This is a genomic window from Corynebacterium sp. MSK012, from assembly GCF_030232435.1.
Taxonomy (GTDB): Bacteria; Actinomycetota; Actinomycetes; order Mycobacteriales; family Mycobacteriaceae; genus Corynebacterium; species Corynebacterium jeikeium_D.
The window spans coordinates 1-17,848 of the sequence record NZ_JASPJU010000005.1 but is presented as its reverse complement, the minus strand read 5'-3'; the positions used below and the strand labels follow the sequence as shown (position 1 = coordinate 17,848).

Here is a 17,848-nt window from a genome sequence, read left to right as displayed (position 1 = left end):
TGATATATCTCGCAGATTCATCCTCGCGGGTGTATTGCTGTCAGCTTTACGACGACTGCAGCGCACGCATCCATGGCGGGGACGAGATGGGCGCAGCAGCGAGTAGGGCGAGGAGGACGAGAAGAGCGTGGGAGGGCGCGGGGAGGCTAGAGAAGCACAAAAGCGCCAGCGGCTACCGCATGGGTAACCGGCTGGCACTTTTCAAGGCACATGCTCTCGGAGCTGCTCGCTTGTACTTTTGAGTGCTTGTACCTTTTAGTCTTCGCCCTTGATGAATGCTTCGAGCTGTGCTCGCGCAACATCGTCGGCAAGCTGCTTCGGCGGGGACTTCATCAGGTAGGAAGAAGCGGCGTAAACCGGGCCGCCGATGCCGCGATCCTTGGCGATTTTGGCCGCGCGAACAGCATCGATGATGATGCCGGCGGAGTTCGGGGAGTCCCAGACCTCGAGCTTGTACTCAAGGTTCAGCGGCACCTCGCCGAAGGCCTTGCCCTCGAGTCGGACGTAGGCCCACTTGCGGTCATCCAGCCAGTCCACCCAGTCCGACGGGCCGATGTGGACGTTGCGGTCATCGATCTTGCCGGCCAGCGGACCGGTGAGGTTGGAGGTGACAGCCTGGGTCTTGGAGATCTTCTTGGACTCGAGGCGGTCGCGCTCGAGCATGTTCTTGAAGTCCATGTTGCCGCCGACGTTGAGCTGCAGGGTGCGCTCGAGGCGAACACCGCGGTCTTCAAACAGCTTGGCCATGACGCGGTGGGTGATGGTTGCGCCGACCTGGCTCTTGATATCGTCGCCGACAATCGGAACGCCCGCGTCTTCGAACTTCTTGGCCCACTCCGGGTCGGATGCGATGAAGACCGGCAGGGCGTTGACGAAGGCCACACCAGCGTCAATGGCACACTGTGCGTAGAACTTGTCGGCCTGCTCGGAACCGACCGGCAGGTAGGAGACCAGGACATCGACCTTGGCGTCCTTCAGCGCCTGAACTACGTCGACCGGTTCAGCCGGGGATTCGTCGATGGTGTCCGCGTAGTACTTGCCAACGCCGTCCAGGGTCGGGCCGCGCTGAACCTCAACGCCGAGAGTCGGGACATCGGCAATCTTGATGGTGCAGTTTTCGGAGGAAACAATGGCCTCGGAGAGGTCCTTGCCGACCTTCTTGTCGTCAACGTCGAAAGCTGCGACGAACTCGACATCGGAGACGTGGTAGTCGCCGAAGACGACGTGCATGAGGCCAGGAATGGTCTCATCGGGCTTTGCATCGCGGTAGAACTCGACACCCTGCACCAGGGAAGAGGCGCAGTTGCCGACGCCGACGATAGCGACGCGAATTGAACTCATTTAGTAATTCTCCTTGAAACTATGTGCTCGGAGGCTTTGACCTCGCGCCGGGAACTCACACCGGGAACTCGCATCAAGACCTAGCATCAGAACCCCGCACCAGGACCTTGCGCCAGCGGTGCGGCCGTGAGTGGGCGCGCGCATTGAGGTAACGAGCGTGACGTTATACCTTTATGCGTTTTTTGCCGATGCCCGAACCGTGAGGGGGCATGTGTTTACCGATAAAGCGGGGGTGAAACCAGCCCGCACGAGCCTGCTAATCTGTCTTCGTGATGACATGGCAGGGCGAGATTGATCACTCCTTGCTCAAGAAGCAGTTATTGGAGCAGTGGCGTGTAGGGGAGATTTCACGGAAATCACTCTGTGATGCCGATGCTCGGCTGGTCGCTGCCGCGCGTTTTCACGGCAGAAAGTCCCAGGAAGAGTGCCCAGTATGTCGCAAATTCCATCTCCGACTCGTATTCTGGGTGTTCGGAGAAAACTTGGGCCGTCGTTCCGGCTCTGCTTGTACTGAAAATGAATTATCCGCAATAGTTAATGAATATGGTTCGTGCACCGTCAAAGAAGTTGAGGTGTGCCCCGACTGCAAGTGGAGTTTCCTGACCCGGACACTTCAGGCAGCTCGAGAAGAGTCAGAAAACTAGGGAGAGCACCCGTGAGCAATGATCGACCCGATAGCCCAGGCGGTCCTAACAGCCCTCACGAGGGCCAGGGTTCTAATTCATCAGGCGAGTGGTGGGATCAGCCGGATGCTGATTCCTTCAATACGCACGCACGCTCCGATGACGCATCGCTTGACGACGATTCCAGCGACAGCATTGATGCTGTTTCGGTCGGTGGCAGTGACGAGGGTCTGGCTACCGATTCAGAGATGACGTCGGCAAGCGAGCCGGACCCGGAGAAGGGGCAGTACGCCCCAGATGACCATGAACCAGATGACCATGAAGAGGAAAGCTCGATGGCGCAAGAAGAACAGCCGACTGATAATAAGCGGCGAATTTTAGCGTGGCTCGGTCTAGCCGTGGCGCTGGTCGTGCTGTTGCCGGTAGTTGTGTTCGGTGTTGCTTATGCGACAACGGACGTGCCGGAGCCAGAGGAGTTGGCCAATAGCCAGATTGCGGTGATTTATGACCGCAGTGGTGAAAAGGAAATCACGCGCATCGTCCCCGAGGGCGGTAACCGAAGCAACATCACTATCGACAAGGTGCCGGATGCTGTACGCAATGCAGTGCTGGCAGCTGAGGATCGTGATTTCTATACCAACCCGGGTTTTTCCTTGACTGGTTATGCCCGTGCGGCTCTGGGAGTCGTGACTGGTAATTCCAGTGCCGGTGGCGGCTCGACCATTACGCAGCAGTACGTCAAGAATGCTGTGGTGGGCAATGAGCGCACGCTGACCCGTAAGGCCAAGGAACTGGTCATGTCGGCGAAGATGGCGCGGGAGTGGACTAAGGACGAAATCCTTGAGGCCTACCTCAACACGATTTACTTTGGTCGTAACGCATACGGTATCGCGGCAGCGTCGAAGGCCTACTTCGGTAAGGAAGTCGGTGAGCTGAATGCCGAAGAGGGTGCTGTGCTGGCAGCCTCGATTCAGCGTCCATCTGCACTGGATCCGTGGACTAACCGCCCGGAGGCTGAGCAGCGTTGGAACTACGTCCTCGATGGCCTGGTGGAGATGAACATCGTCTCGCCGCAGGACCGCGCGGGAATGCAGTACCCGGAGACCATCGATCCGGCGTTGGCGCCGAAGCAGGCTCCGGAGCCCGGCCCGGCTGCCATGATTAAGAATCAGGTTCTGGCTGAGTTGGAGCGCGAAGGTATCTCCGAGCAGGAGGTCAACACTGGCGGTCTACGTATTACGACGACCATTGACCCGACGGTGCAGCAGGCTGCCCTGGATGCGATGGAAAACTACGTCGATCAGTCAACGGGTTTGCGTGCCGCCATCGTTTCGGTGGAGCCGAAGACCGGTGCTGTCCGCGCCTACTACGGTGGCGACGATCCGACTGGTTGGGACTACGCAAACAGCGGTCTGCAGACCGGCTCTACTTTCAAGATTTTTGCGCTGGCAGCAGCTCTCGATCAAGGTATTCCACTGACCGCGCAGTACTCTTCGGCACCTGTGCAGTCCGGTAACGTCACTCTGCACAACGACGGCGGTGCCGGCGGTGGCGTGCTTCCGCTTTATGAGTCCCTGAAGCAGTCGCTGAACACCCCGTTTATTCGCCTGCAGCGCGACCTGAAGAATGGTCCGGATGACACCGCCAAAATGGCTCATCGTCTGGGCGTGGCTGAGTCCATCCCGGGTATTGAAAAGACTCTGATGGACGACAACGGTCACTCGCAGGACGGTATCGCCCTGGGTCAGTACCTCTCACGTCCGCTGGATATGGCCGTTGGTCTGGCTACCCTGACTAACGATGGCGTCTATCAGCAGACTCACTTCGTAGAGAAGGTCGAAAACTCCAAGGGCGAGATTGTTTACGAGTCCAACGCTGACAAGGGCGACCGTCGAGTTTCCAAGGCAGTGGCCACCAATATGATATCGGCCATGGAGCCTATTGCCGGTTACAGCAACAAGCCCTTGAGTGGTGGTCGCCCGTCGGCCGCCAAGACCGGTACTACGCAGTTGGGTGACACCGGCCAGAACAAGGATGCGTGGATGATCGGTTCGACACCGCAGCTGTCGACTGCAGTGTGGGTTGGCAACGTCGATGGTTCGGCGCTCTACAACTCCTATGGTGGCATCATGTACGGCTCGCAAACCCCGGGCGATCTGTGGAAGTACACCATGGATAACGCACTGTCTAACGAGGACTTTGAGTACTTCACCAAGCCGGAGCCAATCGGTGGTGTCGCAGGTGCGCCGCAGTACCAGGCGCCGTCGACCTCTGACTCTGGCTATGACCAGGGCTATGCCCCGGAGACCACAGAAGAGGAGTCGGCCGAGGAGTCGACCTCTGAGTCCTCCGAGGAGCAGCCTGCACCGCTTCCGGTTCCGGGTGGCGATGGCGGAGGCGGTGGCGGCGGAATCGCTGACCTACTGCCCATCCCGATTCCGGGAGGCGGTGGTTTCGGCGGTGGCAATGAAGGCGGCGGAGACCCCGGTAACCCTGGAGGTGGACAGTAAGTGGACACGTGGGTGATTTTCACCATCGTCTGCGTCGCGATTGGCTTCCTGATGTTCGGCACGGCCTTTTGGGGCTTCATGCAGAAGTGGAAACCGGCAATCATTTGGGCTCTGTGCCTGGCAGCTTTCCTATTCGCGACAGTCATTCCGGTGATTATTGCGTTGGCACATGCTTCCTCGACATCAATGTAGGACGCAGGCCAGGTAGTCAGTTGCTAGAGCGTTAACTGCCCACCAAGCACGCGACAACTTCACAATTCAAAGAGGCGCACGCAGTAGCTCTGTGTGCGTCTCTTTCTATTCGGCGCCCTGACACCGCTTGCCAGTACTGCTTGCCGATGGCGCCTGCGATTAGGACATATACCTCTGCCTGCGGTACCCTGGCAGGGTTGCTTGACGCAACGATCCTCCTGCTGCATAGCGGTTGGCATGAAAGACAGTGCCAGCGCACCACGCTGTGTAGCCGAAATACAAGAACTAGACCATAGGAGGTGATGAGGTCCGTGCGTCACTACGAAGTAATGATTATTATCGATCCGTCTCAGGATGAGCGCACCGTAGGCCCGTCCCTGGAGAAGTACCTTGACGTTGTCCGCAAGGAGAACGGCAAGGTGGAGAAGGTGGACATCTGGGGTAAGCGCCACCTCGCCTACCCGATCGAGAAGAAGGAAGACGGCATCTACGTTGTCGTTGACCTCACCTGCGAGTCCGCAACCGTGCTGGAACTCGACCGTCGTCTGAATCTGAACGACAGCATCCTGCGCACCAAGGTGCTGCGGGTTGATCGTTAATCTGCGTCATATTTGCGTAGCCAGAGTGCTCGAATGGGGCACACCGGTAATGCGAAAGCCGTAGGATAGCGGGCGAAAGCCCCATCATCAGCTCGACAGAATACAACCGAGGAGAAGAAGCATGGCTCAGGGAGACGTACAAATCACGGTGGTTGGCAACTTGGTTGCTGACCCGGAGCTTAAGTACACCCAGAACGGCACCGCCGTGGCGAATTTCCGCGTCGCGTCGACTCCGCGGGTGTACCGAGATGGCCAGTGGGTTGACGGCGAGGGCATGTTCCTCACCTGCAGCCTGTGGCGTGAGGCAGCGGAGAACGCTGTCGAAAGTCTCTCCAAGGGCATGCGCGTCATCGTCCAGGGTCGTCTGCGCCAGCGCAGCTACGAGACCCGCGAGGGCGAGCGTCGTACCGTCTTTGAGGTTGAGGTCGATGAGGTGGGTCCGTCCCTGAAGTTCGCTCGAGCTCAGGTTACGCGCACTCCACGCAACGGCGGTGGAAACTTTGGCGGCGGTAACCGCGGCCAGGGTGGAAATGCCGGTGGTGGTTTCGGCGGTGGCTTTGGTGGAAACCAGGGCAACCAGGGTGGACAGAGCGATCGCGGTTTTGGTGGCGGAGCTCCTGCGGAAGATCCGTGGAACTCAGCTCCTCCGGCCGGTGGCAGCTTCGGCGGCGATGAGCCTCCGTTCTAAACTCCTTCCAGCCACGGCACTACGTGACTAGTTTGCAGCAGATTCAGCATCCACAATTCTCATAATCTTTTAAAGACATATCCAGCGAAAGGCAGGGATCATGAAGCTGATCCTCACCGCCGACGTTGACAAGCTCGGTGTCGCAGGCGACATCGTTGAGGTCAAGGCCGGCTACGGACGTAACTACCTGCTTCCTCGCGGACTGGCAATTGTTGCCACCCGCGGCGCAGAAAAGCAGATCGAGGGCATTCGTCGTGCCCAGGAGGCTCGCGCTATCCGCGACCTCGACCATGCACGTGAAGTCAAGCAGAAGATTGATTCGCTCGACAATGTCTCCGTTGCTGTGAAGGCTTCGGAAAATGGCAAGCTGTTCGGTTCTGTCACCAAGGGTGACATCGCCGATGCAGTTCGTAAGGCTTCCGGTCAGGCTATCGACAAGCGCGCAGTCGTGCTTGCTCCGAGCCAGATCAAGTCCCTTGGTAAGCACACCGTTGACATCGCGCTGCACCCGCAGATTACCGCGCATGTTTCCGTACAGGTCGTCGCCGCGTAAGTTCGCGGTTTAGAGTTTTTACTTTGACGGCGGCTGACGAGCACCGCGTTTAAAGACTGCGCGGGCTCTGAGGCCCAATGACAACAGCACACGTGAAGCTCTGATCTTTCGTAGTGAAAGGTCGGGGCTTTTCGTGGTTTAAGGCTGGTTTAAAGCCTTTTACGCAGGTGCTGGAAAGAGCGTCTACGACTTGTCCACAGGCTAACGACGATTGCTGTGGATAGACCTGTGGGTAACTTGCCTGGCTGCCGTGGATAACTTTTCTGGAGAGCGCGAGATTTTTATTAATTCATCGTTAATAATCTCCGCATGAGCAGCATCGATGCTAAAGGGGTAGCAGAGGATTACATTTGTGCAGGATTAAGGCAAATACGCACTGACCTGCGTAGATAGAATATTTTCGGATTGAAACTCCGCTACCCCCGTTAACATTCAAGCGGCGGTTTAGGGTTACGGACCGTTCACCTGGACTTTTCTTGATTGTGCACATGTTCTCCCCAGGCTTATCCACAGGTGCTGTGGATAACTTCGGGGATAAACACCGTAGAAGATTGTTTTCTGGGGACTCCAAGGGTACTTTTACAGGTCCATCAATCCGCTCGAACAGGTATAACTGCGGTAGGTAGTCAGGTGTCCACTGCTGGCGGTCGGAACAGACATATTGAGTGTGACGGTCAGTCAGCAACAGGGTTGAAAAGGCACCTAAGTGGTCCAGAAGGGGAGGAGCTGCTCACGATGAGTCAGCCTGTAGGTGATGGTGGTCATTCCGGAGCAGGGGACGAGGCGTCCTCCTACTCGGTAAATTCCCACGATGATTCCTTCGATGACGTTCCGCTGCCCCCGGAACCGCCGGTAGAGGATGCGCCACCGGAGGAGTATTCCTTCTCGCAGAGCTCGGGCAACGGATCGTCGGCAAGCGGATCTGGGGCGCGGGACTGGGAGCGAGACCGTGGTCGTGGCGCTCGTGCGAGTGCGGTCGCGGGCGCGACTTTTGAGCGCACCCCGCCGCACAATATCGAGGCGGAGCAGAGTGTGCTCGGCGCGATGCTGCTGAACTCAGAGGTCGTTGCGGATGTGTACGAGCAGCTGACGCCGGAGGATTTCTACCGGCCAGCGCACCAGACGATTTACTCGGCGATTTTGCACCTCTACGGTGAGTCCTCGGAAATTGACCCCATTTTGCTGGCAGGTCGTCTGGATCGAACTGGAGACCTGGAGCGCATCGGTGGTCCGCTGTACCTGCACACCTTGGCCTCCCTGGTGCCAACGGCGGCGAATGCGCAGTTCTATGCCCGCATTGTTGCGGAGAAGGCGACAATCCGTCGCCTGGTAGAGGCCGGCACGAAAATCGCCCAGATTGGCTATGCGGGCGCGGAGGACACGGAGCCGGAGCAGCTGGTGGATGAGGCGCAGCAGCTCATTTTCAGCGTTGGACGTGAGAACACGAAGAATGACTACGTTCCCATCGCCGATGTCCTGGATGACACGCTGGAGGAACTGGATCTTATTACCCAAAACGGCGGTCTGGCGCAGGGTGTGCCGACGGGGATTACCAACCTGGACAAGCTGACAAATGGCCTTCACCCAGGTCAGATGGTGATTATTGCGGCCCGTCCGGGTGTGGGTAAGTCCACGCTTGCAATGGACTTCATGCGTTCGGCCTCGATTCGCAACGGCATGACCAGCGCAATTTTCTCGTTGGAAATGTCGCGCAACGAAATCATGATGCGCATCATGTCCGCAGAGGCGAAGATCAACATGGCATCTTTGCGCTCCGGTGACCTGGATGAGCGGGACTGGACAAAGCTGGTCGAGGTCGGCGACAAGATTCGTGATGCTCCGCTGTTTATTGATGACTCGCCGAACCTGACCATGATGGAAATTCGCGCGAAGGCACGTCAGCTGAAGCAGAAGCACGATCTGAAGATGATCGTGGTCGACTACCTGCAGCTGATGAGCTCGGGTAAAAAAGTCGAGTCCAGGCAGCAAGAGGTCTCGGAGTTCTCCCGTCAGCTCAAGTTGTTGGCGAAGGAGCTCGAGGTACCGCTGATTGCAATTTCGCAGCTGAATCGTGGTCCGGAAGCTCGCACAGATAAGAAGCCACAGGTCTCGGACCTGCGTGAGTCGGGTTCGCTGGAGCAGGATGCCGATATCGTCATGCTGATTTACCGGCCGGACTCGCAGGAGGCTGACCATGAACGTGCTGGTGAGGCGGATATTATCGTCGCAAAGCACCGTGGTGGACCGACCGGAAGCATTGCTGTGGCCCACCAGCTGCATTACTCCAGGTTCGCCAACCTGGCGGAGGAGCCCAGCGGTTCTCTCTAGGTGCCTGGCCTAGCCACCCAGAATTAGTGCAATCCGGGTGGCTAGGTAAGGTGAGTGACAGTCAATAGGGCGAGTTTTCGTGCGTTGATGGTTTTGAAGGTTTTGAGGGTTACGCGGAGTCGTCGGGAAGCGGGGAAGCACTATGTCACCAACTGCCGCTCCCGTGGCAGCGGAGGCCAAAGCGAAAAGGCAGAAGAGTGCGCCGAAACAGCGCGTCGGTTGGGTAGATGCGGCTAAGGGGCTGTGCATTCTTTTAGTTGTGCTTGGCCATGCCATCACAGAGCTGCAAGCGCACGGTTACTACACGGCGCAGTGGGCGGGGATTAACTTCTTCCTCGGACCAATCCGTATGCCGCTGTTTTTCCTGCTATCTGGGCTGTTCGCCGGCAAGGCACTTAAGGAGTCGTGGCATAAGTTAGCCAATCGCCGAATCTGGGTGATGGTCTATCTCTACGTGATTTGGGTTCCACTGCGTGACTTCGTGCTTTTCCTCATGCCGTATACGCACGTGGATGCCGATGGCATAGTATCTCCGCCGCCGATCACGGACCACAGCGCGTGGGGGCCGCGAATTTACAACACGCTTCACGCGATCATCGAACCAACTTCCTACCTTTGGTTCCTGTGGGCGCTGGCGCTGTTCGCAATTCTCACACGAGCATTTCGCTGGGTACATCCGGTGATTCAGCTCATCGTTACAGGCCTCATTAGTGCATGGGCACCTTTTGCCTCGTCCAGCTGGTCGTGGGACTTTGTCACCAAGATGCTGTTCTTCTACGTGCTGGGCATGTACGGTGCGCCCTGGGTTTTCCGGATGGCACAGCGTCGCAGCGGCCTCTCACTGCTAGTGACGCTGACGGCGTTCCTGTCGGTGGCGATCTGGGTGCAGGCGACCTACTCGAGCTTTAACGAAGGCAACGTCGGCTTCACCCGCGTGTACCTGTCCACCACTGGCGCACTGGCTGCAATCAATATTATGGCGATGCTGCAGAACACTCGCCTAGTTGTGCCCTTTGAAAAGGTTGGCGGCCGAACGCTGCCTATCTTCCTCATGCACATTCCAATGTTGGTTGTGGTCATGATTATTTGTGACCTCATTCTGCCGAAGGACCCACATTTGGTCATCATGACGCCGCTGGTGACTATCATTGCGGCGATGCTGTGTCTTGGTCTGCACAGGTTGCTGCTTGCCATCGGTGCCGGGTGGCTCTTTGTCCGTCCTGCGTGGGTAGTGCGCATGACTACGCCGGGGCAGCGTGCCCTTCAGCGCAGTCAGAATCCTTCTTCCCTGCCTGAAGGCGAGGCTCCGCGGCAGCCTAAGAGCGAACCTGCTTCCTAATTCAGCTCAACAAGGCGGTAGCGTGGAACCGGGAGCCGATCAGGCGGCAGAAGTGACACAGAGAATAGCCATGAAGAAATGAGAAAGCCATGCGTCTAGCAACGTTGCGATACCAGGGTGCAACCCGCGCCGCTGTTCTCGGCGACGGCGTAGCGGTCCTTTTTGATGACCACTGTCTCGGAGATGTGTTAGCGCGGCCAACGTGGCGTCGTGAAGCGGAAGAACTCTTGGCGGAGGCGGGGAACAACCCTGACAACGTCATGGCGGAGAGCGCGTGGGCGTTCGCACCGCTGATTACGCGGCCGGGCAAAATCGTCTGCGTCGGCTTGAACTATGCCGCGCACATCGACGAGATGGGGCACCAGCGCCCCGAGGTGCCAACGTTATTTGCGAAGTTTGCCGATGCCGTCGCCGGTGCGAAGGATGATATCCGAGTGCCGGAGGCCTGCGCGGAGAAGCTCGATTACGAAGGCGAGCTCGCGGTTATCGTCGGCGAGACCTGCCTGCGGGTGTCGGAGGAGCAGGCACAGGACGCTATCGCTGGGTACGCGATTATGAATGACTTCACTCAGCGCGATTTCCAGTACGCTACCGCGCAGTGGCTACAGGGGAAGACGTTGCAGCGCGCCAGTGCTTTCGGGCCGTGGATGCTCACGGCCGATGCTTTCGATGCGGACTCCGCGCGGGTGCGCACATACGTCGACGGAGAGCTGCGCCAGGATGCACCGATTGCGGACCTTGTTTTCTCCCCGGCGAAGTTGATCGCCTACATCTCACAGTTCGTGCAGCTGAACCCGGGCGATGTCATCTCCACGGGAACGCCGGCGGGTGTTGGCCACGGCATGAGCCCGCAGACCTACCTTCAGGATGGTCAGGAAATGGTCATCACCATCGATGGCCTGGGTAAACAGGCCAACACTGTCCGCATCAACCACTAGCACGCGCCGCTTTACGACGTTCCCGCGAACCCGGCGGGAATGAAACGACCCCCGCGTGCGTTGTGGGAGACTAACGGGTAAAAACCTACGTAAAGAACGTGAAGTTAGAACACGACGTTAAAGAGTAAGAGGAGTTAGACCCATGGCAACTGTTGATATTACGAACGAGACTTTCGCCGAGACCATTCAGAACAACGACATTGTGCTCGTTGATGCCTGGGCATCCTGGTGCGGTCCGTGCCGCCAGTTCGCCCCGATTTATGAGAAGGCTTCCGAGAAGCACTCAGAGGTAGTGTTCGCAAAGCTTGACACCGATGCCAACCAGGAGGTTTCGGCCGCCCTGGGCATTCAGTCGATTCCGACGCTGTTTGTTTTCCGCGAGGGAATCCTGCTGTTCCAGCACTCTGGTGTGCTGCCGGAGGCCGCCCTGAGCGATCTGGTTGGCCAGGCTTCGGAGCTGAACATGGATGATGTCCGTGCGCAGATTGCCGAGCAGGCTGCACAGGATAGCGCTACCGAGTAAACTCTGCGGTTCAGCCAGCGTACTGTGCGTTTTCCGACTTGGAGCACTTCCGCGTAAGCCCCCGCGCCTGAACTAGCCCTCAAGCGCGCGGGGGCTTTTTGTATCTAGTCCGCGCGCTGGCCACGAATGAGCCAGCCAATACCAAAGCCAGCGAGTGCTGCTACTAGCGCCCACAGGGCTGGAGCGACTTTGTTTGAGTCCTCCTCAATCGACAGTGGTGCGCTGGTGCGGGCGTGCTTTGTCTCCTTCTCACCTGTTGGCAGAACCTGCCCGTCTGGGAACACGTGCTTGACAGCTTCGGTGAGTTCGTTGGCGGTCAGGTTTTTGCCCAGAACCGCGATAGCGTAACGGTCATCGTCGCCAAGGAATCCGGCAGTGGTGTGCTGCTCTTCGTACCAACCGGACTTGTTGGCAATCGTTTCCTTCGGTAGCGCTGCACGCAGACCGAAGTTCTGGTCTGCATCGCCGTAGGAGTAGCGCGGCAGTGAGTACATCAGCTGACGCATGTATTTGGTCTCCGTGTCGCTCAGCCCGCCTTCTTCGCTCAGCATCCGGTCAAAGTAGGCAACCATGTCGGCTGGCGTACTGGTGGTGGCTCCCCACATAGGTGAGCCGACAGTCTTATCCGAGAGGCCGTAGCGCTGTCGGACATTGTCAACGATGCGTACACCGCCGTAGGAATCCCACAGCTCGTCAGTTGCTTCGTTGTTGGAGTATCGAATCATGTCGTCGCGCAGCATGGCGTCGGGGTTGCCCTCAACCGGCATATCACCCTGGCCAGCGACAATCTCGCCCTTCTTCGGCTGCGTGTAGTTGGAATAGGCCACAACGTCGGCGACGAATACCTTCATCAGGCTGGCGAGGCGAAAAACATCATCACAGTGTGAGTTGCAGATGAACTCACCGGTCTGGCGATCCAGAATGCCCATGCCGAGCATGCCGCCCTTAGCGTCGAACTTCTCAGTCACTTCGTCGAGACGAGTTTGCACGCCAAGGCCCCACTGGGTCTTCGCCCCTGGCACAAGTGGGGGAAACTCCTTCGGCTCACTTTTCACAGTGCTTTCCGACGGCTCCGTCGAGGACGTTTCCGATGTCGGTGAAGAGGTTTTCTCGGTCGACTTCTCAGCCGACTGTTCCGCCGACTTCTCTGCGGTTCGCCCTGTGCTCTTCTCGGGAGCCTTTTCAGTTGGCTTTTCGGTGGTCTTCTTGGTTTTTGCGTCGGAGGGCTTAGCCGGCTCCGTTGACGATGGAGCTGCTACGACTACCTGCGAAAATGCACCGGTATCGGTGGAGTCAGCAGTTGCGGTGACTGTCGCGTTAGCCAGCGGCGCAGTTGCTGACAGAGTAATTACCGCGGCGAGACTCGCGGCCAGTCCGCGGTACGTGCGTTGAGGGCAATGAACCATGTTTAGAGAGTTTACAACTCTGGGGGAGTCTTGCTTGTCGGTAACCAGCTCTTTCCGTTTGCCGAGAGAGAGCGAGCTAGCTCACGTACAATTTTTTAAGAGATGGAATCTTCTCGGTTCCGATTAGTTATTCCGCATATGTTGAGGAAGGTTGGATTTGCATGGCTAATCCATTTGCCAAGGGCTGGAAGTACATGATGTCTTCGTTCGATAAGAAGATCGAGGACAATGCGGATCCTAAGGTTCAGATTGCACAGGCAGCTGAGGCCGAGCGTCAGCGCCATCAGGAGATTCAGCGTCAGGCTGCGGCTATCATCGGCAACCGCAATCAGCTGGAAATGCAGCTGGGGCGGTTGACCTCTGAGCGTGACAAGATTACCGAGAACACCCGGCAGGCACTCGCCAATGCGGATCAAGCTCGTGCCAAGGGCGATGAGGCCACTGCACAGAAGATGGAAAGCACTGCTGAGGTGTTTGCCACTCAGCTGGTGAATGTTGAAAAGGAGCTGGAAAATACTACGCAGCTCCACCAGCAGGCCGTATCTGCTGCTGAGGAGGCACAGCGTCAGGCGCAGCAGTCGCAGGCTCGCTACGAGCAGATTAAGCAGGATATCCGCAAGCTGGAGTCGCAGGCGGATCAGGCCAAGATGCAAGAGACCGCGTCGAAGACTCTCCAGAGCATGCAGGGTATTTCCGAGGATCCGAATGTGCCGACTTTGGATTCGGTCCGTGAGAAGATTGAAGGCCGCTACGCCAATGCGTTGGGCGCTCAGGAGCTCGCGGAATCCTCACAGGCAGGTCGCATGGCTGAGATCGAGACTTCGACTCGCGATGCCGCTGCAGACATGCGTCTGGCCGAAATTCGTGCCCAGATGAATAATGAAAACGCTGCTCTCGAATCCGGTTCTGCCGCGAAGGATAACGCCGGCGAGCTGGAGTCCGCCGAGTCCGCCGAGTCCGCCGAGTCCGTTGAGGCCGTTGAGGACACCACAACGGACGCAGACGAAGCGAAGTAGCGTTCACCAGTTGCCAACAATCGTCAACAAGAAAGTGTCGGGGTTTATGTCAGTTTGAGCGGGAAAAACCACCCTAAACTGACATAAACCCCGACACTTTCTCGCACCAGCAGCGCCAGCAGCGACAGTAGCGCCAGCAGTGCTGAAGCCACCGAAACTGCCGAATCCGTGAGGCGCGCTATTACTCCAATTCGCCGTTCTTCCGCGCGAGCAGCACTCCGCGGATACCGGCGTGGAAACCATCGCGCAGATTGACGCGCTGCGTCTCCGTCAGCGTGTATTCGTGCAGGGTTTCGCACGCAAACTGCAGCAGCGGACGATCAATGTCCGGTGGCAGCCCACCACCAGAGAGCAAGTGGGCACTATCGCGCGCCTGCTCGTTCGCAATATTCTCGTACCACCAGTTCGCGTACTGCTGTCCCACATCGAACGGCGTCTGAAAACCCGCGGATGCCCACACCTCGTTCGGCAGGGGCACGTATCGACTACGCAGCTTCCTCCTTGGCGCCATCATCGAAGGATTCGGCCGCGGGCTTGGTTTCGGCGTACTCGTGTTGGCACCGTCTTCGCTTGTCGACGGCTCCGTCGCCGACCCCCCACTGCCAACTGCAGTCGACGACGCGGAATCGGGGGCAGACGCGCCTGCATTCTCGGCTCCGGTGTTGTTCGCAGTGTCGTTACCAGCCCCACTGCCAGTGTTGACTGTCGCGCCGGGCATGGCCGCTGGAGAAGGCTGTGCTGGCTGCGCTGGCTGCGTTGGCGAGTCAGCCGAAACGCCCGAAGCAGCGGAATCCACCTGTGTAGCTTCCAAACCGCCGGTGCGCTCTACCTCAGCGCGGTGCTCAGCCTGCGCCGGGATTTCCCGGGCACCCATCTTGGCCGCGTGCTCGACCTCGTTGAACTTCGGCGAGTCGGCCTTGGCCGTCGGCGTGGCTGCGGCATTGTCTTCGCTACGACAGTCGGAATCGCTGTCAGCCGTGGGGGATGGCACAACGCGCTGGTCCTGCGGAACCTCCGGAGTGCCGGCCTCCGGCGAAGCAACGTCACCGTCGGCGGCGGAGGGAGTGTTCTCCGTGCCGTCGTCAAGCGAGCCCTCACCTGGAGGAGTGATGCGCGTATCCGGTACGCAGGTGGCGCCGAGATCTTCGATTGGTTCGGCATCGCCCAGCGGCTTATTCGTGCGGACGACCGGTGGGATTGGACCCTCGAGGACATTGAGCTGCATGGCGTCGGCGAAGTCCTCGCGGGGATCGAGGATTGTCGTCGAATCGCAGGCATGGCGAAGTGCACCGGACATAGAGTCCCAGCCGAAGCCGTAGAGATGCACGCGCACACCGGCGGCCGAAGCCTCAGCGACGCCGGGCAGCATGTCCGCATCGCCCGAGACCAGCACGATATCGGAAACTTGGTTGCGTAGGCCGGCGACAACCATGTCTGCGACGAGTCGCGTATCGACGGCCTTCTGCGTCCGTCGGTCACCCCATTCAATGAGCTGACCTGCGCGCAGCTGCACACCATCAATCGTGCGCAGTGAGCGCTGGTAACGATGCGGCCCCGACTCCGGGATGCCGTCGTACCAAAGTTGCCGCTGAACTGGCTGGTTCAGCTGCTGGTTAATCATTCGGTCAAGGACACTAACTACTTCTCTAAGGTCGATTTCTAATTGCCCGCGGGCTCCGGTTTCCCACGAGTTGTAAAAGCTCGCCAGTAAATATGACGTATCGACGAACACCAATGTGCGTTCAAGCATGGCTCCTAATTCCTGATTCTTTATTAACTAAATAAGCAAACCGGTTACATCGACAAGGATGCCCGAATAATTCATTCTATGCGCTAAACATGTTTAACTTCAGGGACTATTCTTAATAAGCCGCATTGCTTTGACCGTTCTTCGCGGGTTGGCAGAAGTGCGAGCCGACGAGAAAACACCGATCAATTTAGGTATTGACGTGCAAAGAAATCACCCCGCGAAGAGTGCGACCACACAGGAGAAGGGGAGTTGCAAACAGGTATGAGACGCTGGTTCGGCCTATTGGTTCTCATTACTGTGTTGGGGCAAGCGGTTTTCAACGGCGGTCGCGTGCTGCTTTCTTGGCGAGTCCTCGATTTTGGCGGTTCCGCCGCCACCGTCGGTTGGTTCACTGCCGCATTTTCACTTGTACCTCTTATTATTGCGCTTCCCGCCGGCAAGCTTGTCGACAGCCATCGTGCCACCGAAGTCATGTACTCCGGTCTCGTCGCCACCGTCATCGCTGCGGCAGTAATGGCGCTCTCGCCGAACCTACCTATTCTTCTGCTCGGCTACGTGGCCCTGGGTTTTGCCCACATGACCACGCTCATCGCCGCTCAAGGCATGGTTTCGCACCTGCGTGGCGGCGTCGCCGGGCTTGATAGCCTCTTTGCATACTTCACGCTTGGAATCTCTGTCGGGCAGTTCCTCGGCATCGTCGGTGCGGGTCTGCTCACTCCCAACCACGACGGCAGCGCCATGACCGCCACCACTTCCGCGCTCTGGGCGATGACGGGAATCGGTGCGATCGCCCTGGTCATCGGCTGGCCGGTCGCAACTGCTTATCGACGGCACGAAGCGAATGCAGCCGCCGAAGTGCAAGCTGCTAGCTCAACTGAGTATTCTCCGGCGTCGACTGTTAGCGACCGCAGCCGGATGGAGGAGAGGCGACCGGCGCAGGCCGAAGCCAGTGGCGCATCGGTCTTAAGCATCCTGCGTATCGACGGCATGTCCAGCGCCATGGCTGTATCAATTGCGGTCATCGTAGCCATTGACCTGTTGACGGCATATGTGCCGGTGCTGGGACGCGAACTGGGCTTTAGTGTTGCCGAGGTGACGGTAATCCTTGGTGCGCGTAGTGGCCTCGCGATTATTTCCCGAGCCCTCATGCCGACTGTTTTGCACCGAGCTAATCGCAATCGAGTCCTTATCATTGCAGTTTGTGCCGGTGTCCTGCCGCTTTTGGCAATGCCGTGGCTACAGAGTGCGTGGCTGATGGTTGTCGCAGTTGGTATCTGTGGCTTGGCGTGGGGTTTTGTCATGCCCATGTCAATGACGTGGGTGAGCTCCCTGGTGGATGCCGAGGTGCGCGCTCAGGCGCTATCCATCCGACTGATGGGTAACCGCTTGGCGCAGGTCATCCTGCCGCCGGTTGCTGGTTTGGGTGCTACCGCGATGGGTGCAGGCAGCGTGTTTCTGGGTGCGGGTGCGCTGATGGGGGTCGCGTCTGCCACTGCTTGGCGACGACTCGCAGGTGACAAGGCGGCTCTGACTAAGTAATTGGTCGATTGCTGAGTTGCTGAAAAGTAGCGCCCGAGCCGTAGGAAGGCTCAAATCTGGCGTACAGAGTTAACTAAAGTGATTCGTTTTCCAGGTTCTACCAGCGGATTCGCTTAAATAGGGGCATGTGTGTAATGTATTTGGAGGTCAGCGTGGCCAGGCAGTTTATGTGTTTGGTTGGTTGATGTGGGGGAAATGTTTTCGTGCGGTTAGCCGCTGGGAGTCGTTGGTTTGACTTTCTGGTTAATTGTTTGTTAATGTTTTCTCTCGCTGCTCACGTGGTGGTTGCCCTGGTTGGGGTGGTTGTCTTCGTGGGTGTGTGTTGTGTGAGAACTCAATAGTGTGCCGATGTACTAACTAATACTTTTTTGGGAAAGTGCTTGTTTGGTTGTCGTTTGCGCGTGTGTGTTGCTGGTGGGTGCCGGGGGCCTTTGTTTGTTTTGGGTCCTTTTGTGCTTGCGGGTGATGGATTGCGTGGCGGCGCCTTTGTTTGGGTGCTTTTC

Annotated in this window: 15 protein-coding genes; 12 read left to right on the top strand and 3 right to left on the bottom strand. The window is 58.0% G+C overall.

All coding sequences use genetic code 11. The features are described 5' to 3' along the window. Nucleotides 1-255 precede the first annotated feature (255 nt). Entirely contained in the window at nt 256-1,341 is a 1,086-nt protein-coding gene (locus QP977_RS04095; protein WP_016421706.1) for an inositol-3-phosphate synthase, read from the bottom strand. A gap of 272 nt (nt 1,342-1,613) precedes the next feature. Between QP977_RS04095 and QP977_RS10985 the strand changes: the two genes are divergently transcribed. The 10 genes from QP977_RS10985 to trxA all read left to right on the top strand — a co-directional run bounded on the left by QP977_RS10985 (nt 1,614) and on the right by trxA (nt 11,634). Continuing rightward, the gene (locus QP977_RS10985; protein ID WP_224786660.1) at nt 1,614-1,985 is read left to right on the top strand and encodes a DUF5318 family protein; all 372 of its coding nucleotides are present in this window, start codon (nt 1,614-1,616) and stop codon (nt 1,983-1,985) included. A gap of 11 nt (nt 1,986-1,996) precedes the next feature. Further along, the gene (locus QP977_RS04090) at nt 1,997-4,474 is read left to right on the top strand and encodes a transglycosylase domain-containing protein (protein WP_016421705.1); all 2,478 of its coding nucleotides are present in this window, start codon (nt 1,997-1,999) and stop codon (nt 4,472-4,474) included. Then, entirely contained in the window at nt 4,475-4,666 is a 192-nt protein-coding gene (locus QP977_RS04085) for a hypothetical protein (protein WP_016421704.1), read from the top strand. It abuts the gene before it with no gap. Between the two features lie 311 nt (nt 4,667-4,977). Then, entirely contained in the window at nt 4,978-5,265 is a 288-nt protein-coding gene (gene rpsF / locus QP977_RS04080; protein ID WP_005511978.1) for a 30S ribosomal protein S6, read from the top strand. A 121-nt stretch (nt 5,266-5,386) separates the two neighbouring features. Continuing rightward, on the top strand, nt 5,387-5,953 hold the full coding sequence (locus QP977_RS04075) for a single-stranded DNA-binding protein (protein ID WP_070602149.1): 567 nt from the start codon (nt 5,387-5,389) through the stop codon (nt 5,951-5,953). A gap of 100 nt (nt 5,954-6,053) precedes the next feature. Then, nucleotides 6,054-6,506, top strand: a complete 453-nt coding sequence (rplI, locus tag QP977_RS04070; RefSeq protein ID WP_005511982.1) for a 50S ribosomal protein L9 — start codon at nt 6,054-6,056, stop codon at nt 6,504-6,506. A gap of 735 nt (nt 6,507-7,241) precedes the next feature. Further along, a complete protein-coding gene (gene dnaB / locus QP977_RS04065; protein WP_049170075.1) occupies nt 7,242-8,834 on the top strand; it encodes a replicative DNA helicase in 1,593 nt (530 codons plus the stop codon). Between the two features lie 142 nt (nt 8,835-8,976). Continuing rightward, nucleotides 8,977-10,173, top strand: coding sequence for an acyltransferase family protein (locus tag QP977_RS04060; protein ID WP_070827208.1), 1,197 nt, complete (start codon nt 8,977-8,979; stop codon nt 10,171-10,173). A gap of 89 nt (nt 10,174-10,262) precedes the next feature. After that, complete coding sequence (locus QP977_RS04055; protein WP_016421701.1) at nt 10,263-11,111, top strand: fumarylacetoacetate hydrolase family protein; 849 nt, start codon at nt 10,263-10,265, stop codon at nt 11,109-11,111. Nucleotides 11,112-11,253: 142 nt separating this feature from the next. Further along, complete coding sequence (gene trxA / locus QP977_RS04050; RefSeq protein WP_016421700.1) at nt 11,254-11,634, top strand: thioredoxin; 381 nt, start codon at nt 11,254-11,256, stop codon at nt 11,632-11,634. A gap of 104 nt (nt 11,635-11,738) precedes the next feature. Here trxA and QP977_RS04045 read toward each other — a convergent pair whose 3' ends face one another. Then, complete coding sequence (locus QP977_RS04045; protein ID WP_070549571.1) at nt 11,739-13,040, bottom strand: serine hydrolase; 1,302 nt, start codon at nt 13,038-13,040, stop codon at nt 11,739-11,741. 161 nt (nt 13,041-13,201) lie between these two features. Here QP977_RS04045 and QP977_RS04040 point away from each other — a divergent pair, with 161 nt between their 5' ends. Next, nucleotides 13,202-14,056 carry a PspA/IM30 family protein gene (locus QP977_RS04040; RefSeq protein WP_070827207.1) on the top strand — a complete coding sequence of 285 codons (855 nt, stop codon included), beginning with the start codon at nt 13,202-13,204 and terminating at the stop codon, nt 14,054-14,056. A 181-nt stretch (nt 14,057-14,237) separates the two neighbouring features. Here the strand turns inward: QP977_RS04040 and QP977_RS04035 are convergent, their stop codons facing one another. After that, nucleotides 14,238-15,806: an NYN domain-containing protein gene (locus QP977_RS04035; RefSeq protein WP_284847161.1), complete on the bottom strand. Its 1,569-nt coding sequence runs from the start codon at nt 15,804-15,806 to the stop codon at nt 14,238-14,240. A gap of 261 nt (nt 15,807-16,067) precedes the next feature. Between QP977_RS04035 and QP977_RS04030 the strand changes: the two genes are divergently transcribed. Next, nucleotides 16,068-17,345, top strand: coding sequence for an MFS transporter (locus tag QP977_RS04030; RefSeq protein ID WP_284847160.1), 1,278 nt, complete (start codon nt 16,068-16,070; stop codon nt 17,343-17,345). Nucleotides 17,346-17,848: the final 503 nt, after the last annotated feature.